We start from the raw sequence: 16,846 nt of genomic DNA, 5'->3' as shown, positions 1-16,846 counted from the left end.
CGCGAACTTCAGGTGAGGGGACGGCTGGGGTCGAGCCCTTCGACTTCGCCATGGAAGACCCGGCTGGCGGTGATGTCTTCGGCCTCGATTGTGATCAGATCGCCCTTGGTCAGGCCACTGCCGCGGTGGTTGAACAGGCGGTTGGCCTGGCGCATACGGGCTCGATCAATCGCATTGCGAATCGAGCGGGCGTTGGCGAAGAAAGGCAGCTGCATGCGCCGTTGGATGTAATCGGCGAAGGCCGCACTGGCCTCGGCGCTGAAGCGATAACTCTCGGCCGCCATGATCAGTTTGGCAATCGCCAGCAGCTCCGCTGCGCTGTAGTCGGGAAAGTCGATGTGGTTGGCCACCCGCGAGGACAGGCCTGGGTTGGACTGATAAAAGACATCCATCCGGTCTTTGTAGCCAGCGAAGATCACCACCAGATCGTCGCGGTTGTTCTCCATCACCTGCAGCAGGATCTCGATCGCTTCGGCGCCGTAATCCCGTTCATTCTCCGGGCGGTAGAGGTAATAGGCCTCGTCGATGAACAGCACGCCGCCCATCGCCCGCTTGAGAATCTCGCGCGTTTTCGGGGCGGTGTGGCCGATGTACTGGCCGACGAGATCGTCGCGGGTGGCAGTGACCAGATGGCCCTTGCGCACATAGCCCAGCCGGTGCAGGATCTCTGAGATCCGCTCGGCCACCGTCGTTTTTCCCGTGCCCGGCCTGCCCGTGAAGGACATGTGCAGGCTGGGGGCGCCGGTGGCCACACCGACCTGCTTGCGCGCCCGCTCCACCACCAGCAGGGCCGCGATCTCGCGGATGCGTGTTTTCACCGGCCGCAGCCCGATCAGTTCGCGGTCGAGTTGCTCAAGAACCTCATCCACCCCGGTGTCGTTGTAGGCCTCCCTGAGATCAACCGGCGTGTCATCGTCAATCGCCAGACCGGCGTTGGCATCCGGGCCAGCCAGCCTCTCCATCAGTTTCCCAGGGCATCGACGGCAGTGGCGAAGCTGAACTCGGCATCGCCCAGGGGGTTGTCATCAGGCTCAGCGCGCAGGGTGAGATTCACATAGGTGCGCCCAAAGCTGATATCCGGATAGCGCTGGTGCTGTTCAGAGAGCTCGTTGAGCCGCTCCAGAAACAGGCGGGTGCTTTCGTAATCGGCGAATTCGATGCGGCGCTCCAGACGGTCGGGCCGCTGCCGTTTGGTCCAGGGCTGTTCCATGGTTGAAACCTAGCTCAGAAGAAAATGAGGCCAGCACTGGCGCCAAGTGCCAGTGCACTCAGAACGTGGCCCGCTGATTGGTCGTGCCCCAGTGGCGGCCCCTGAGCTCCTGCAGCCAGCGCTCCAGATCCTGACCAAGCTGCGTTTCCTCCTCCCAGAGCGTCTGAAAGAAGGAGGCATTGGCCGCATCACCGATCAGGGTGCAAAAGCGCGACGCTTCGGCGTAATGCTGGATCTGTTCGGCTTCGAGTTCCGCATCCTGATTAAGCAGCCCGATCAGATCGCCGGAGCTCTGCACCGGTCGCAATTGGGAGGCTGCCGGAATCACACCGAGCAGGAGCATCTGCTGGACGAGTTGCTCGGCATGCTGGATCTCTTCCACCATTTCGCGGCGCATGCGTTCGGCGGCCACGCTGTCGCCCCAGAACGCCAGCAGTGACGCCTGGGTCATGTACTGCTGCACGGCAGTGAACTCCAGGCTGAGGGCCCTGCCCAGATACCCGAGTACCCGGGGATGCACGCCAGCCATCACGATCAGCTCCTCCGATCAACACCGCTGGGCGCGAGAACGGGCTCCAGTTCAACATGGGGGCGGGCAATGATGTGGGCGGCGACCAGACCGTCACCGACCCGTTCGCAGGCATCGGCTCCGGCGCGAACGGCGGCGTTGACGGCACCGGTTTCGCCTCGGACCATCACGGTGACATAGCCACCGCCCACGAATTCGCGGGACACCAGGGTGACTTCGGCGGCCTTGGTCATGGCGTCAGCCGCCTCGATGGCGGGGACAAGTCCGCGGGTCTCGATCATGCCGAGAGCGATGCCGTGAGGTGCTGAGGCCATGGCGTTGCTCGTGGAGGGGGATGGGGGTGGGTTGGAATTGGGCGGCTCCTGGGGCTTACCACCCACCGGAGTCGCTGCTGGAGCTGGAGTCTTCGGATCAGGCGAGGCCGGCTCCGTTTTCGCCGTGGCCGCCGGCAGGGCTTTTGCTTGGCTGCTGGCGGCCACGCCCCGACTGGTGGAGCTGCGCCTGGAGGAGGGTTGTCGGGGAGCGGGGGTGGCCATGGATCGGGCAGAGACGATTGGCTGGGCGGATCGCGATCGGGGGAGCGGGAACTCAGCCATCTGGTTCCCAGAAATCAATGATGCCGCTGATCGTGAGATCGATCTGGAGATCGGGATTGCCGGAGGCGAAGCGTGCGGCTGAACCACTGGAGGTGAACACCCAGTTGCCGGGGGAGGCCCCGACCGGATCAACGGCCACGCTGAATTTGCCTTTGTTGGAACGCAGCACCCGCAGATTGCAGTGGCGCAACCCGTCGACCCGTTGGCTGCAGACCAGCGAGCCCGTCACCTGCATGATTTCCATCAGGGTGGACCTCCCGGGTTGCTGGGGTTGTCTGGATCCCAGTAATCGATGATCCCGACGATGGTGAGATCACTCGGATACGACTTGCTGCCGGCGGCCTCACGCGCGGCCGAACTGCCGACACAGATCACCCAGTCTCCGGGGATGCAGCCCACCGCGTCGACAGCCACTTTCTGGGTGCTGCCATCGAGCACCACCTGGAGGTGTTTGTGCTCGAAACCAGGGATTCGGTTGGTGGATACAAGTGGTTTGACAACCTTGCAGATCAACATCTCAATGACCTCCCTGAACTTCGAGCTGGATCGATGAGCCGATCGTTTCAGCGGGGGCGTGTTGATCCCGGTCGCGCAGTGTCAGCAAGGTGTGCAGCAATCCCTGATCAAACAGCTTGGCGTAGCGCACTTCGATGGCGCTGGCGGTACGGCGGCATTGCAGCAGCGCCCTCTCCCTGGCTCCCGGCACACTGCCGTGATAATCGAAGCGGACCACGACCGGCACCGGCAGACCCCTGGAAACATTCAGGCCGGTGAAGATCTTGACGCCCACGTCGAGGTCGGCGGCCCCTTCCTCGACGGTGTCGAGATGGGCGAAATAGGTGAGATTGCGCAGATGGATTTCCTTGAAGCCGATGCCAACACCGATGAACCGTTCGGCGTGGCCGGCATCGGCATAAGCGCCGCCGTGATAACTGCGCACATAGTCGATCTGAGAAATGTTGTGCTCCACCAGCCGGCTGATCAGGCTGACCATGCCCTCATCCGGTGTTGCGGCGGCCGCCGCCATCACCCTGGAGCGAATCTCAACTCTGGCTGCCTCTGCCCCCATGCGCAGGGTGGCGGCATGGACCTCACGGGCATCGAGCCAATGCTCCAGATCGGTGCCGCCTTCGCTGGAGGGCACATGCACCCGAATGGCGTCAGTGTCGGTGTCGAGGCCGATCAGCAGCAGATCCACGGAGGCCCCGCAGCAGAAGCTGTTCTCCACCGCCTGCTGGAAATCCATCAAGCGGGAGAGGCCACTGGCGGCGGCGGCGGCGTCATCGGAGTGGTGCGCCGCACACCCCTCATGGTGAGGGTCAATGGAACTGAAGTGATACACCACCACCTTGAGATAGCGGGTGGGGTCGTAGGCCTGATTGGGAACCCCTTCGCGGTAGCGCAGATGCTCGGTTTTCACCCAGCGATCCACGGTGTCTTCGACATCGAACATGGCGCCGGCATGGGGCCGGCGACGCACGGAACTGAACGGAAGGCGCAGGGCGTAACTGATCGTGTGGGCGAGGCGGCCGTCGGCGCAGGGGGTGACATCCAGCAGGTGGAAGCCTGAGGAGAGCAGGAAGGCGTTGAAGGCTTCAGCGGCCGGGGTGCCCTCGCGGCAGTCGAGCGGGTCTTCGCGAAAGAAGGTTTCGCTGACCCGTTCGTAGGTTTCAAACACGCACCAGGCGAACAGGGAGCGCATGTCGAGCTGGCTGACCCAGGCGGTCTCCAGGATCGTTTCGGGCAGGGTAAATCCCAGCTCAGCCTCGGCATGGCGCTGGGCTTCGGCGACGAACTGGTCTTCGTGCTGCAGGGCCGAAAGCCGCTTGAGCACAGGCACGATCCGATCGAAGGCCCCTTTCACCGCGCTCTCGTAGGCCTGCAGGCGGGCGTTGGCGGTCAGGTCGGTGAGGGGGTGGCTCTCCGCTGGGGCGATCGGCCGCCAGTTGCGCATCGGCCGTACCCTGGCCGCTTGCCGGGGGCTGGGCCCGCTTGGCCCTGCGCTGTTGGCCGAGCCGCCCAGCTCCAGGTCTTCAGTCGCCACTGAAAGCTGAGGACGCCGCCTCGGCGCCGTTGGCGCCAGGGGGCGATCGGCTGGGGCATGGCGTCGCGAGATCGACAAGGTCAGCGCACCGGGGGGAGGGAGAGGATGGCGATCAACCGCGAGCGCCGCCGGAGACGGTGATCAAGGAGCCCTGGTTGGTGTTGCCGCTGGAGCCGGTGACCCGGCTGACGGGTTGGACCATCTGGTCGTTTCGCTTGGGTGCCACCGCAGCCATCGCCTGCAGGGGACCGTTGCGGGTGGGATTGCGGCGCCTGGCCGACACTCCTTCGGTGCCGGTGACGCGCTTGCCACGGTCCCAGTCGTCTCCGGTGATGTGCAGCCCGGCGGAGATGCCTTCGCCGGTGACCCTGGAGGTCGGCCGGGCCTCTTCCTCCACTTGGATTGGAGTAGCCAGAGGCTCAGGAGCGTCAGGCGCGGTCGGCATGGCCGAAACCGGAGGGCGGCGGCGCATGGCCGGCGGCATCATCTTGGGTGCAGCGAGCTGCTGGTGCGAAGCCGCCTGCTGGGGCGCGCGACGGTCGAAGCGGAACTGTTCGGTGCCGGTGACGGTGTCACCGGCCAGATCAAAAGGGCCGGTGATCCTGGCGCTGGTTTCGTAACGGGTGCCGGTGACGGCACTGCTGCGTTCCTGCTGCTGATGGGCCGCCCGCGCGGGCGATTGCACGCTGAAACGTTGCCAGGGCTGGGCCTCCAGTGGCTGGGGGAAGTCAGCCTCGTGACCTTCGGCGGCACTGCAGGCCTCGTTGTATTGGTCCACGCCCACGTAGGGGGTGCCGGTGAGGGGCTCACAGGCACCTTTGCTGGCCCCGGTCATCACACCACCGATTCCGGGCTGGAGGCCGCTCAACCTGGGGCCAGGGGTGCCCATGCCCATCGGGCGGCGTTGGCGGATGGATTCAACCGCTGCGGTCGGGCACCATTCGCCGGCCTGCTCCAGCCCGGCGTAGGGCGTGCCCGTCACGGCTTTGCAGGTGCCTGGCTCATCGCCGGTGACCTTCGACGAGCGGCCGGTAATGGTGCCGGAGACCACCAACTGCTTGTTGGTGAGGCTGTGGCCCACCTTGGCGGCTTCGGGCTGGGGACGGGCGCCGCAAAAACCCTCGAACTGTTGGCTGCCGATGTATTCGTCGCCGGTGACCAGGCGGCAGGTGCCGGGTTCGTTGCCGGTGACCAGCTCACTGCGGCCCACAAGCGTGCCGGTAATGCCTGTGCCGCGCAGGGTGTGTACGGATCCCACCTTGGCTGGAGCCACACCAGGAGTGCTGGTCGAATCGCTGCCCACGTACTGGGTGCCGGTGGTGCGCAGGCCGGAGCCGTGCTCATCGCCGGTGACCTTCTCGGAGCGCCCGACCATCACGCCGGAGATGGGGCGACCCGCCAGGGTCTGGCCAAGGCCCACCTTGCGGGGGGACGGCTGGGCGCTGGCACTGCCGCTGTTGGTTGAGCAGAAGGCCACACCTTGGTTGGCCGAGAGGTATTCGGTGCCGGTGATGGTTTTGCAGGTTCCCGGCTCATCGCCGGTGACTTTTTCAGAGCGGCCCACCTCATTGCCGGTGACCCGGTTGCCGTGGCTGGTGGCGGTGACTCCCACCTTGGCGGGTTGGAGCGGTTTGGCTTCCCCCTGGCAGAAGGTGCGGAAGATGTCGCCACCCATGTAGTCGGTGCCGGTGATCGGCCGGCAGGTGCTGGCTTCGTTGCCGGTGGTCTTGATCGAACGGTTGGCCTGGGTGCCGGTCACGACCTGACCTCGGCTGGTTTCACCCGCGCCCACCTTCCAGGTGGCGTCCTGGGCTCCTGCCACTTTGTTGATGCCCCGGCGAGGGCCGGTCGGGCGGGTGACGCCGTTGCAGGCGCCCACGGCGGCAGCACCGGTCTTGCTTTTGAGATCGCGGATGCGGTGGGCCAGTTCCCGGCTGCTGATGTCGGGATTCGACTGGCGCACGACGGCAGCGGCACCGGTGGATCCATTGGTGACCGCTGACTTGCCGCGCTTGGACTGGGCTTCACGACGGGCCAGCGCCATCGCCCGGTTCGGATTGTGCTGGGCACTCCGCTTCGGGCCGTTGCGATGGCTGTTGCTGCCATGCCCATGACTGGCATGGCCGCTAGAGGGGCGCGCAGAACCACCGCTGAACAGGGGAGTCACCTGGCTTGGCGTTGAATGAGCCACGACAGCCGCAGGAGCGGGCTGGCTCGGCGGAGTGTCGCTGCGGGTGCGGTCCTTGGTGGTGTCGGCCCGCTTCCCCTGCTTGCTGAGGGCTTCGCGGCGGGCCAGGGCAAGGTCGCGGGTGGGATTGGGCAGGGGCCCGCGGATCCGGGTGCTGACCTGATGCGTGGCCGGCCTGGAGAGCGACGGCATGGCAACAGCAGCCGGCGGCGCAGGAGTAGCCGCAGCCTCCTGGCGAATCGGCCGAGCTTCCGCTGCACTGCGCGTCCGGATCGGACTGTTTGAAAAACGCTTTTCGGCCGTTTTCCCGGCGGTGGAGAGTGCCAAACGTCGCGCTAGCGAGGCTTCGCGACTGGATTGAATTGCCATATCCGCCCGGTGAGTTAAGTGGCCTGAACAATCAGAAGAAGGGGGGGTCCCGGCCTGAGCCGGGACCGATCAAACCCTTCAGCGTGCTTCGAACACGACGAAGCAGGAGCCCTGGCTCTGGGTGTAGGCGTCGTAGCCGACGAGCCGGACGTGGTGATCGGGATAGGCCCGATGGCAAGCCTCGAGCTCGCTGACGATCACGCCAAGATCCTTCTCACCGAAGAAGGGCAGCTTCCAGAACGACCAGTAGGTCGCCATTGAGCGGCTGGGGTGAACGTGCTCGACCAGGGGGCTCCATCCCTGGGCAATGATGTAAGCGATCTGGTCATAGATCTCGTCCTGGGAGAACGGGGGCAAAAAGCCGAATGTCTCCAGGGTGGCGACTGTTTGATAGTCACCCACGGTGCTCATGAAGGGCATGGGGATCCTTGGTTAGGGGGAGGGGAACGGAAAAACATCAATTGACGTCGAGTTTGTCGACGGTGTCGAATTCGAACTTGATCTCCTTCCAGGTCTCAAGGGCGATGGCGAGCTCAGGGCTGTGCTTGGCGGCTTCCATCAGGATGTCGCGGCTTTCCTTCTCGATCTCGCGGCCGGCGTTGCGGGCCTTGACGCAGGCTTCGAGTGCCACCCGGTTGGCGGCGGCGCCAGCGGCGGAACCCCAGGGGTGGCCGTGGGTACCTCCACCGAACTGGAGCACGGAATCGTCGCCGAAAATCGCCACCAGGGCCGGCATGTGCCAGACGTGGATACCGCCGGAGGCCACGGCGAAGACGCCGGGCATCGAACCCCAGTCCTGGTCGAAGAAGTTGCCGCGGCTCCTGTCTTCAGGGATGAAGGATTCACGCAGCTGGTCAATGAAGCCCAGGGTGGTCTGACGGTCGCCTTCAAGCTTGCCCACCACGGTGCCGGTGTGCAGCTGGTCACCACCGGAGAGGCGCAGGCACTTGGCCAGCACCCGGAAGTGGATGCCGTGCTTGGGGTGACGGTCGATCACCGCGTGCATGGCACGGTGAATGTGCAGCAGCATGCCGTTCTTGCGGCACCACTTCGACAGACCGGTGTTGGCAGTGAAGCCGCCGGTGATGTAGTCGTGCATGATGATCGGCTGGCCGAGTTCTTTGGCGAACTCAGCGCGCTCGTACATCTCCTCAGGAGTGGCGGCGGTGCAGTTGAGGTAGTGCCCCTTCTTCTCGCCGGTTTCCTGTTGGGCCGATTCGACGGCTTCAGCAACGAACTCGAAACGGTTCTGCCAGCGCTGGAACGGCTGGGAGTTGATGTTCTCGTCGTCCTTGGTGAAATCCAGGCCACCGCGAAGACACTCGTAGACCACCCGGCCGTAGTTCTTGCCGGAGAGACCGAGCTTCGGCTTGATCGTGCAACCCAGCAGCGGACGGCCGTACTTGTTCATCCGGTCGCGCTCGACGCAGATGCCGTTCGGCGGGCCGGGGCAGGTCTTGATGAAAGCCATCGGGAAGCGGATGTCTTCCAGACGGAGGTGGCGCAAGGCCTTGAAGCCGAACACGTTGCCCACCAGGGAGGTGAGCACGTTGGTGACCGAACCTTCCTCGAAGAGATCAAGGGGGTAGGCCACGAAGGCGTAAAACGACTCCTTGTCACCGGGGACGTCTTCGATCCGGTAGCAACGGCCTTTGTAGAAATCGAGGTCGGTGAGGAGCTCGGACCAGACCGCCGACCAGGTGCCGGTGGAGGATTCGGCTGCCACTGCGGCTGCCACTTCCTCCCTGGGAACACCGTCCTGACCGGTGACCTTGAAACAGGCCAGCAGGTCGGTGTCGAGGGGAACATAGTCAGGAGTCCAGTAGGTATCCCTGTACTCCTTGACCCCGGCGTCAAACTTTTTGCTCATGGGGAATTTCTCCGTATGGATTCAGTTGGGAAGGTGTGGGCTGAGCGCCCGTCGATTCAGGGGCGCGTCAGATTTCAGTCCTTCGAACCGATTCCAAAGCTGCTGTTCAAAGCAGGCTCGACTTCACGGTGGGGGCGCGCAATGATGTGGGCGGCAACCAGACCATCTCCAACACGCTCGCAGGCATCAGCGCCGGCACGAACGGCTGCGTTGACGGCACCGGTTTCTCCGCGCACGAGGACGGTGACGTAGCCACCACCAACGAATTCACGGCCAATCAGACGGACTTCAGCCGCTTTGGTCATCGCGTCGGCCGCTTCGATGGCGGGCACCAAGCCACGCGTTTCGATCATGCCGAGGGCGATGCCCATTGTTTCACTCGCCATTGACGACTCCGGAACAGAGGGAGGAGGTTCGATCAGAACACTGCTCTTCGACGTACCCCGTCGTCAAGCAATCTGGGGGTCCTTCACCATCAAGGTCTTTGCTTGCCTTGATAAGCGCTGCTCATGGGTTCTTAGTTGTTAAGCCGTGTGAAGGAAACCGTTCCCCTGGCACTCACTCCTCACCCTTGAGCCCCGGACGGATTAGCCAGGAAGGGACGATCACCTGTGCCCATGGCCTCAACGCCGACCCTGCCGCCCTTGTTGCGTGAAAGCGGCCAGCGGGAGGTCTTCTGTGGACTCACCTCCATCGTCTGGTTGCATCGCCGCATGCCCGACGCCTTTTTTCTGGTGGTCGGCTCCCGCACCTGTGCCCACCTGGTCCAGTCGGCGGCCGGGGTGATGATTTTCGCCGAACCCCGTTTCGGCACCGCGATCCTCGGCGAACGCGACCTGGCCGGCTTGGCCGATGCCAACGAGGAACTTGACCGGGTGGTGGGCGACCTGCTGGAACGCCGCCCCGAGATCCGCACCCTGTTTCTGGTGGGGTCCTGCCCTTCGGAGGTGATCAAGCTGGACCTGGCCAAGGCGGCCGAGCGCATCACCACCCGCCTGCGCGGCCGCGTGCGGGTGGTGAACTATTCCGGCAGCGGCATCGAGACCACCTTCACCCAGGGGGAGGACGGCGCCCTCAGTGCCCTGGTGCCCCTGCTCCCCCGCTGCGACGACGACCAGCTGTTGCTGGTCGGCACCCTGGCCGATGGCGTCGAAGACCGCCTGCTCACCCTGTTCGAGCGCCTGGGAGTGGGGCCGGTGCGCAGCCTGCCGCCGCGCCAGTCCACCGACCTGCCCAGCGTCGGAGCCGGCACCAGGCTGCTGTTGGCCCAGCCGTTCCTCAGCGACACCGTTCGCGCCCTTGAGCGCCGCGGCGCCCGCCGTCTCCCCAGCCCCTATCCGCTGGGCGTCGAAGGCAGCCGCGCCTGGATGGCCGCCGCCGCTGCGGCCTTCGCTGTGGATGAGGCCCGGGTGGCGGAGGTGCTCGATCCCCTGGTGGAGCGTGGCCGCCGGGCCCTGGTGCCGCTGCGGCGCCAACTGGAGGGCAAGCGCCTGTTCCTGATGCCCGACTCCCAGCTGGAGATCCCCCTGGCCCGGTTTCTCAGCCGTGAATGCGGCATGGACCTGGTGGAGGTGGGCACCCCCTACCTCGATCGCACCTTGATGGCCGAGGAACTGGCCCTGTTGCCCGATGGCACCCAGCTCAGCGAAGGCCAGGACCTGGAACGTCAGCTTGAGCGGGTCCGCGCCGCCCGTCCCGATCTGGTGGTCTGCGGCCTGGGGCTCGCTAACCCGCTGGAGGCAGAAGGCATCGCCACCAAGTGGTCGATTGAACTGGTGTTCAGCCCCATCCATGGCATCGACCAGGCCGCCGATCTGGCCGAACTGTTTGCCCGCCCCCTGCACCGCCGCGAGCTTCTGCAATGGAACTGACCCTCTGGACCTACGAAGGCCCCCCCCCCGTGGGGGCGATGCGCATCGCCGCTTCGATGGAAGGCCTGCACTACGTGCTGCATGCGCCCCAGGGCGACACCTACGCCGACCTGTTGTTCACGATGATCGAGCGGCGTGATCGCCGTCCGCCCGTCACCTACACCACGTTTCAGGCCCGTGATCTGGGCGGAGACACTGCCGAGCTGGTGACGCGCTCGATCCAGCAGGCGGTGGACCGCTTCCGCCCCGAGGCCCTGCTCGTGGGCGAGAGCTGCACGGCGGAACTGATCCAGGACCAACCGGGCGCCCTCGCCGGCGGCATGGGCCTCGGCCTGCCGGTGGTGAATCTGGAGCTGCCCGCCTACTCCAAAAAGGAAAATTGGGGGGCGGCTGAAACCCTCTACCAGCTCTGCCGCACCCTGCTGCGCGAACGCATGCCGGCGCCGGGGAGCTCAAAGCCGGCCCCGGATCGCTGGAAATCCGAAGGCCGCCGGCCGCGGGTGAACCTGCTGGGGCCCAGCCTGCTGGGCTTCCGCTGCCGCGATGACATCAAGGAGATCAGGGGCCTGCTGGGCGAACACGGCATTGACGTGAACCTGGTGGCTCCGCTGGGGGCCCGCCCCTCCGATCTGCTGCGTCTGCCTGAGGCCGATGCCAACGTCTGCCTCTACCCGGAGGTGGCAGGACCGTTATGCAGCTGGTTGGAGCGGAACTTCGGTACCCCGGTGCTGCGCACGGTGCCGATCGGGGTCGGCGCCACCCGCCGCTTTCTGCGTGAACTCTCCGCGTTGCTGGGTCTGGAGCCACCCCAGTCGAATGAAGCGGATCTGCGCTCCCGCCTGCCCTGGTATTCGCGTTCGGTGGATTCCACCTACCTCACCGGCAAGCGGGTGTTCATCTTTGCCGACGCCACCCACGCGATTGCGGCGGCGCGGATTGCGGCCGACGAGCTGGGCTTCACGGTGGTGGGCCTGGGCACTTACAGCCGTGAACTGGCCCGCGAGGTCCGGGCCGCTGCCAGCGACCTGGGCCTCGAAGCCCTGATCACCGACGACTACCTGGCCGTGGAGAAGGCGATGGGCGATGCCGCCCCAGAGCTGGTGCTCGGCACCCAGATGGAGCGTCACAGTGCCAAACGGCTGGGGATCCCCTGCGCCGTGATCAGTTCGCCGCTGCATGTCCAGGATGTGCCGGCCCGCTATGCCCCCCAGATGGGCTGGGAGGGGGCGAATGTGATCTTCGATTCCTGGGTGCATCCGCTGATGATGGGCCTGGAGGAACATCTGATCGGCATGTTCCGGCATGACTTCGAATTCGTTGAAGGGCACCGCAGCCACCTGGCCGATGGGGCACCCAGCCGTCCAGCCGGCGCGGCTGAAGTGGCCCAGGCCGCGGCTGTTGCGCCATCGCCACCGTCCTCGCTGTCCTCGTCCTCGCTGCAACCGTCGTCTTTGCCCTTGGCTGAAGGCGCGCTGATCTGGAGCGTTGATGGCGAGGCGGCCCTGCGCAAGATTCCTTTTTTCGTGCGCGGCAAGGTGAAAACCAACACCGAAACCTTCGCCCGTGACAATGCCCTCGGGGAGATCACCGAGGAAGTGCTCTACGACGCCAAAGCTCACTACAGCAAATAGGCGCCCTGAGGCTGAATTGTGTGGGCTCGCTGGCGTGCCATAGGCAGATTCAGCCTGGAGGAAGCCAGAGGGTGGCATGGTTTTATCCCAGGATGTTTCGGTTTGCACCGCCCGCCAACACCCCTATCGAGGCTCGCTTTACATGGGGCAAGTGCCAGTTACTGGCCCCGTTTGCAGGCAAGGAAATCCGCCGATGACAGCAACCCTCACGACCCCGACCAGCCGCGGTTCCGATGGCGAAGGCAGCCTTCAGGTTCACCAAGACACCTCGATGAACATCGAGACCGGTGCTCTGGTGATCGCGGTGTACGGCAAGGGGGGCATCGGTAAATCCACCACCTCTTCGAATCTCTCAGCGGCCTTCTCGAAGCTCGGCAAGCGCGTGCTCCAGATCGGCTGTGACCCCAAGCACGACAGCACCTTCACCCTCACCAAGAAGATGGTGCCCACGGTGATCGACATCCTCGAAACCGTGGACTTCCACACCGAAGAACTGCGGCCTGAAGATTTCGTCTTCGAGGGCTACAACGGCGTGATGTGCGTGGAATCGGGTGGTCCCCCGGCAGGTACCGGCTGCGGCGGCTATGTGACCGGCCAGACGGTGAAACTTCTCAAAGAGCACCACCTGCTGGAAGACACCGATGTGGTGATCTTCGATGTGCTCGGAGACGTGGTCTGTGGTGGCTTTGCTGCTCCTCTCCAGCATGCCGACTACTGCCTGATTGTGACGGCGAACGATTTCGATTCGATCTTCGCCATGAACCGGATCATGCAGGCGATCAATGCCAAAGCGAAGAACTACAAAGTGCGGCTTGGCGGTGTAATTGCCAACCGCTCTGAAGAAACCGATCAGATCGACAAGTTCAACGAACGCACCGGTCTGCGTACCATGGCCCACTTCAAGACCGTCGATGCCATCCGGAAATCACGCCTGAAGAAGTGCACCATTTTTGAAATGGAATCCACCCCGGAAGTGGAAGCCGTGCAGCGGGAATACCTGAGCCTGGCCCAGAAGATGCTCAGCGATGTGGAGCCGCTGGAGGCCGATTCGCTCAAAGATCGCGACATCTTTGATCTCCTGGGCTTCGACTGATCCACCGGATCGATCTGATCCATCTGATCAGACTTCAGCGGCGGCGCGCTCCACCAGGCGGCGCGCCACCGCCTGTACGCCCGTGTGGGCGTAGGTGTCGGTGAACGCATCAAGAAAAGCCGCGAACTGATCCATCCGGCCCTGCCAGGGGCCGAGCGTGGATTCCACTGCCTGCACGGTTCCCTGGGCGGTGAGGCCCAGCTCGCCCACGAATCCGCCCGCCCAGCCCAGCCATTGATCGACGCCACGGCGCAGGAAGCTGAGGTGGGCGTCGTCGCTGCGGCCCGGGATCAGGCCAGCCATCTGCCGGTAGGCAGGCAGCCGGTTCAGATCCTTGCGGTTGGCCGCCCCCAGCAGGCTGTCAAGCTTCTGCAGGGCCTGGTCACCCAGCGGTAGCAACGCGTCAAAGCAGATCAGGGCCGCCATCCGCACCCGGGCCTCCCCGGCGTAGTCGGCCAGGGCGGCGCCGAAATCGCCGAAGCTGTCGCCGGGCAGGCCGTTCACCTGGGTGAAGGCCAGCAACTCGGAGCCCACCTTCAGGCTCAGGTCCACAGCTTGCAGAGTGTCGCCTGGTGGCGTCACGTCAGCCAGACGCTTGAGCAAGGGCAAGCCGGCGCTCAGATTGGCCAGCACCCGCAGGCCTCCGGCCGCGTGCTGCGAACGGTTGACGGCGTCATAAAGGCTGAGGGCACGCCCATAGCCCTCGGCGCGGGCCCGGCTCAGCTGATCGGCGCGGGCGCGTATCCGGGCGACCAGGGCGGGATCCGTGTCACCGATCACGTCCTGGATCAGCTGGTCAGCATTGGTGATGTTGGTCCAGCCTCCTGGCACCAGGGTGCTGAGACCCTTGAGGGCCAGCACCGTGAGATCACGGCGGGGCAGACGGTCCAGACGCTCGAGAACGGTGCGGCCCATCAGCTGGCCAGGGCAGGGGCGGATCCAATCGCTGCGGGCGCAGGAGTGGCAGGGGCCTTACGGGCAGAGACGGGCGAGAGGCTGGGCCTGAGGCGGGCCAGGGCAGTGAGATCGAAGCTTTCGAGCAGCTCATGGCGCGCCTGGAGGTCGAGGCCGTCGCCCTGGCCGATCACCTTCACCTGGAAGCGACCGCCCACCAGAAGCGCGCTGGCCTGGCTGCCTTGCTCCACCAGGGGCCAGCCGGCCACTGCGTTCTGCGATGACCCGAATTTCTCACGGGCTTCCGGTGCGGTGGTGGTGTCGGAGATGGCCAGCAGCGCCACTAACTCGCCTCCGCGCCTCAATCGGGCTTCGCTGAACCCCCGCTTTTCCTGGCTGAACACCAACTGCTCGCCTGCCACCGGTGCCGGGAACAGTCGGTTGAAGGCGGTGCCGTTGACCACCTCCTGGTTAGGAACATTGGCCACCGTGCCGCCTGGGAGCCAATCGCCGAAGGGGATCAGCAGCGCTCCCCCCAGCAGCAGCCCGGCGGCGACCACCAGACCAAGAATCCAGCGCAACGGGCGGGGCATCAGGGTTCTCAGCGACGAAGGGTGAATGAAACTGGGAGTAAGTGCAATTAAGCGTGAATCAAAGAGCGCCTGGGCTGGAGGTGGCCATCAAAATAGACCCAGCCAGCCCAGAACTAATCAGCCCAGAACCAATCAGTCCAGACCGACCAATTGCATCGAGAGATCCCAGGTCAAGCTGGCGATGCCGGGGTCGCTGGCCTTTTCTGAGAGCTCCTGAACAAACTGTTTGCCGCCCTGCTTTTGGCGGTTACCCCAGCTCCAGTGGGCCCCGGAGACGGCGAAGCCGGGATCGGCCACCACCTGGGCGACACGCTCCCCGGCAAGCTCCTGGCTGACGTAGCCACCGGTGACGTTCCTTTGGAACCAGGGGAAGATCTTCTGGAACAGCGGATAGCTGTTGCGGAATAGTGGTGTGTCGGCCACGCAGCCGGGATAGAGGGAACTGAACACGATTCCGCTGCTTCCATGCAAGCGACGGTGCAACTCCTGGGTGGTGATCATGTTGCAGAGCTTGCTGTCCTTGTAGGCCTTGCCAGGTTTGAAGGGCTTGCCGCTGGCCATGGCGATCGGGGCTTTGAATCCCGATTGGAAACCGGAGAGGTCGCCGAGATCCGCCGGTGCAGGGATGGGGATCTTGCCACCCAGCTCCTTGGAGTTGGCCGTGACCGTTCCCAGAATCACCAGCCGGCGTGACGGGTGATTGGAGCGCTTGAGCTCCTCAAGCAGGAGCTGGATCAGCAGGAAATGGCCGAAGTGATTGGTCGCCATCGACAGCTCATAGCCCTGGGGGGAGCGCTGCGGTGCCTTGAGCAGCGGCAAATAGACGGCCGCATTGCAGACCAAGGCATCGAGTGGCAGACCGCTGCTTTTGAAGGCATCAACCAGTCGGCGCACGCTCTCGAGATCCCCGAGGTCGACCTGCAGATGGGTGACGGCGCTCTGGGCAATGCCGAGTTCCGTGGCCGCCGCCCGCGCTTTGGCGGTATCGCGGCAGGCCATCACCACATGCCAGCCTCGATCAGTCAGGGCCTTGGTGGCGTAGAGACCAACTCCCGAGGAGGAGCCGGTGATCATCACGGTGCCGGAGGAAGGGGACGGATCTGACGCCATTCGGGCGCTTCACTTCAAGTTGCCCTTACCTAACGACAGGGAGTGGTCTTCAGAGGGCCATGGCCCTGAGAATTCAACAGAAGGAAATGGTTGGAGCCCTGAAGGATTGGCGTCTGGGCCGCTCGATCAGAGCTGGGATTGGAGCTTGGCCGGTTGCTGGGGAGCTTCCCAGACAACGCGCAAACGGTCTGGAGCAATCCACTGCTCCTGCTCGCGCATCAGCCGTTCCTGTCCTTCGGTGGAAAAGAGTTTGTCGAAACGGTTCTGGGCCCGGCGCAGCCGTGCCGTTTCGAGCTCAAGGATGGCGCTGACTTCGCTGTGACTGTCGAGCCGTTGCTGATACGCCGAAGCCAGGTGGGTCAAACTCACGCCAGCAACAAGGCCGATCCCCAGCTTGACGGTGAGGCCAATCACGCTGCAGAGCAGCTCCTGCCGCTCACCGGACGGGATTGGAACCACCCGAGCGGAGGCGGAGACGCGGCTGGGAACGGCCTTGATGGCACCGGCTGCGTCACCTCTTTTGCCCCGTCCGCGTCTTTGATCCTCGGGTTTCCGCGTCAAAACTCTGGTTTGATCCGCCCCTGGGGGCACAAGACGCTGCGCGGAGGCCAATGGACCGATGCGGTAGTGGTTTGCTTCTAGCAGCTCCAGGCCCCACTGCCAAGGGCCAACGGCCGATCAGGCGTTGTAGAGGCTGACGCAGAGGCGAATGGCCAGCACGCCGGCATGGGCGGCGACCACAAGGGCGATGAGCACTTCTGCCTGACTGAGTGTTGTGACCATGGCAGGCGACCGATAACAAATGTCGCCACCATTGTTCAGCTCGATCCCGCCCCCCGCCACGTCCT

19 protein-coding genes are annotated in these 16,846 nt (G+C 64.5%); 3 read left to right on the top strand and 16 right to left on the bottom strand.

Annotated features, from left to right (window positions below; translation table 11 throughout):
- Positions 1–8: 8 nt before the first annotated feature.
- The 11 genes from cbbX to BM449_RS14255 all read right to left on the bottom strand — a co-directional run bounded on the left by cbbX (position 9) and on the right by BM449_RS14255 (position 9,192).
- The gene (gene cbbX / locus BM449_RS14305) at positions 9–962 is read right to left on the bottom strand and encodes a CbbX protein (protein ID WP_071801787.1); all 954 of its coding nucleotides are present in this window, start codon (positions 960–962) and stop codon (positions 9–11) included.
- A complete protein-coding gene (locus tag BM449_RS14300) occupies positions 962–1,210 on the bottom strand; it encodes a 4a-hydroxytetrahydrobiopterin dehydratase (protein ID WP_071801786.1) in 249 nt (82 codons plus the stop codon). The genes cbbX and BM449_RS14300 overlap by 1 nt, the downstream gene beginning before the upstream one ends.
- A 58-nt stretch (positions 1,211–1,268) precedes the next feature.
- The gene (locus BM449_RS14295) at positions 1,269–1,739 is read right to left on the bottom strand and encodes a ferritin-like domain-containing protein (RefSeq protein ID WP_071802336.1); all 471 of its coding nucleotides are present in this window, start codon (positions 1,737–1,739) and stop codon (positions 1,269–1,271) included.
- Between the two features lie 5 nt (positions 1,740–1,744).
- A complete protein-coding gene (locus tag BM449_RS15555; RefSeq protein WP_071801785.1) occupies positions 1,745–2,275 on the bottom strand; it encodes a BMC domain-containing protein in 531 nt (176 codons plus the stop codon).
- A 52-nt stretch (positions 2,276–2,327) separates the two neighbouring features.
- Positions 2,328–2,579 carry a carboxysome peptide B gene (locus BM449_RS14285; protein WP_071801784.1) on the bottom strand — a complete coding sequence of 84 codons (252 nt, stop codon included), beginning with the start codon at positions 2,577–2,579 and terminating at the stop codon, positions 2,328–2,330.
- Positions 2,579–2,851 (bottom strand): carboxysome peptide A, encoded by a 273-nt coding sequence (locus BM449_RS14280; protein WP_071801783.1) that lies wholly within the window; start codon positions 2,849–2,851, stop codon positions 2,579–2,581. Before BM449_RS14280 ends, BM449_RS14285 begins: the two co-directional genes overlap by 1 nt.
- 1 nt (position 2,852) lies before the next feature.
- Positions 2,853–4,457, bottom strand: coding sequence for a carboxysome shell carbonic anhydrase (locus BM449_RS14275; RefSeq protein ID WP_120352799.1), 1,605 nt, complete (start codon positions 4,455–4,457; stop codon positions 2,853–2,855).
- Between the two features lie 34 nt (positions 4,458–4,491).
- Positions 4,492–6,936 carry a CsoS2 family carboxysome shell protein gene (locus tag BM449_RS14270; RefSeq protein ID WP_071801782.1) on the bottom strand — a complete coding sequence of 815 codons (2,445 nt, stop codon included), beginning with the start codon at positions 6,934–6,936 and terminating at the stop codon, positions 4,492–4,494.
- A gap of 78 nt (positions 6,937–7,014) precedes the next feature.
- The gene (locus BM449_RS14265) at positions 7,015–7,356 is read right to left on the bottom strand and encodes a ribulose bisphosphate carboxylase small subunit (RefSeq protein WP_071801781.1); all 342 of its coding nucleotides are present in this window, start codon (positions 7,354–7,356) and stop codon (positions 7,015–7,017) included.
- 37 nt (positions 7,357–7,393) lie between these two features.
- A complete protein-coding gene (locus BM449_RS14260; RefSeq protein ID WP_071801780.1) occupies positions 7,394–8,806 on the bottom strand; it encodes a form I ribulose bisphosphate carboxylase large subunit in 1,413 nt (470 codons plus the stop codon).
- Positions 8,807–8,880: 74 nt separating this feature from the next.
- Positions 8,881–9,192, bottom strand: coding sequence for a BMC domain-containing protein (locus BM449_RS14255; RefSeq protein ID WP_071801779.1), 312 nt, complete (start codon positions 9,190–9,192; stop codon positions 8,881–8,883).
- Between the two features lie 231 nt (positions 9,193–9,423).
- Between BM449_RS14255 and BM449_RS14250 the strand changes: the two genes are divergently transcribed.
- From BM449_RS14250 to bchL, 3 genes are all read left to right on the top strand, one after another.
- Positions 9,424–10,677 (top strand): ferredoxin:protochlorophyllide reductase (ATP-dependent) subunit N, encoded by a 1,254-nt coding sequence (locus BM449_RS14250; protein ID WP_071801778.1) that lies wholly within the window; start codon positions 9,424–9,426, stop codon positions 10,675–10,677.
- Complete coding sequence (locus tag BM449_RS14245; protein ID WP_071801777.1) at positions 10,668–12,308, top strand: ferredoxin:protochlorophyllide reductase (ATP-dependent) subunit B; 1,641 nt, start codon at positions 10,668–10,670, stop codon at positions 12,306–12,308. The genes BM449_RS14250 and BM449_RS14245 overlap by 10 nt, the downstream gene beginning before the upstream one ends.
- Before the next feature lie 193 nt (positions 12,309–12,501).
- Positions 12,502–13,401 carry a ferredoxin:protochlorophyllide reductase (ATP-dependent) iron-sulfur ATP-binding protein gene (bchL, locus tag BM449_RS14240; RefSeq protein ID WP_071801776.1) on the top strand — a complete coding sequence of 300 codons (900 nt, stop codon included), beginning with the start codon at positions 12,502–12,504 and terminating at the stop codon, positions 13,399–13,401.
- A 27-nt stretch (positions 13,402–13,428) separates the two neighbouring features.
- Here the strand turns inward: bchL and BM449_RS14235 are convergent, their stop codons facing one another.
- The 5 genes from BM449_RS14235 to psaM all read right to left on the bottom strand — a co-directional run bounded on the left by BM449_RS14235 (position 13,429) and on the right by psaM (position 16,781).
- Positions 13,429–14,316, bottom strand: a complete 888-nt coding sequence (locus BM449_RS14235; protein WP_071801775.1) for a hypothetical protein — start codon at positions 14,314–14,316, stop codon at positions 13,429–13,431.
- Complete coding sequence (locus tag BM449_RS14230; RefSeq protein WP_071801774.1) at positions 14,316–14,888, bottom strand: hypothetical protein; 573 nt, start codon at positions 14,886–14,888, stop codon at positions 14,316–14,318. Before BM449_RS14230 ends, BM449_RS14235 begins: the two co-directional genes overlap by 1 nt.
- A gap of 132 nt (positions 14,889–15,020) precedes the next feature.
- A complete protein-coding gene (locus tag BM449_RS14225; protein ID WP_071801773.1) occupies positions 15,021–15,998 on the bottom strand; it encodes a protochlorophyllide reductase in 978 nt (325 codons plus the stop codon).
- A gap of 126 nt (positions 15,999–16,124) precedes the next feature.
- On the bottom strand, positions 16,125–16,457 hold the full coding sequence (locus BM449_RS14220) for a hypothetical protein (RefSeq protein WP_071801772.1): 333 nt from the start codon (positions 16,455–16,457) through the stop codon (positions 16,125–16,127).
- A gap of 219 nt (positions 16,458–16,676) precedes the next feature.
- Entirely contained in the window at positions 16,677–16,781 is a 105-nt protein-coding gene (gene psaM, locus BM449_RS14215) for a photosystem I reaction center subunit XII (RefSeq protein ID WP_071802334.1), read from the bottom strand.
- Between the last annotated feature and the right edge of the window lie 65 nt (positions 16,782–16,846).

Origin of the sequence: Synechococcus sp. SynAce01, from assembly GCF_001885215.1 — a bacterium.
GTDB classification, from domain to species: Bacteria; Cyanobacteriota; Cyanobacteriia; order PCC-6307; family Cyanobiaceae; genus Regnicoccus; species Regnicoccus frigidus.
This window is presented reverse-complemented; position numbering and strand designations above follow the sequence as displayed.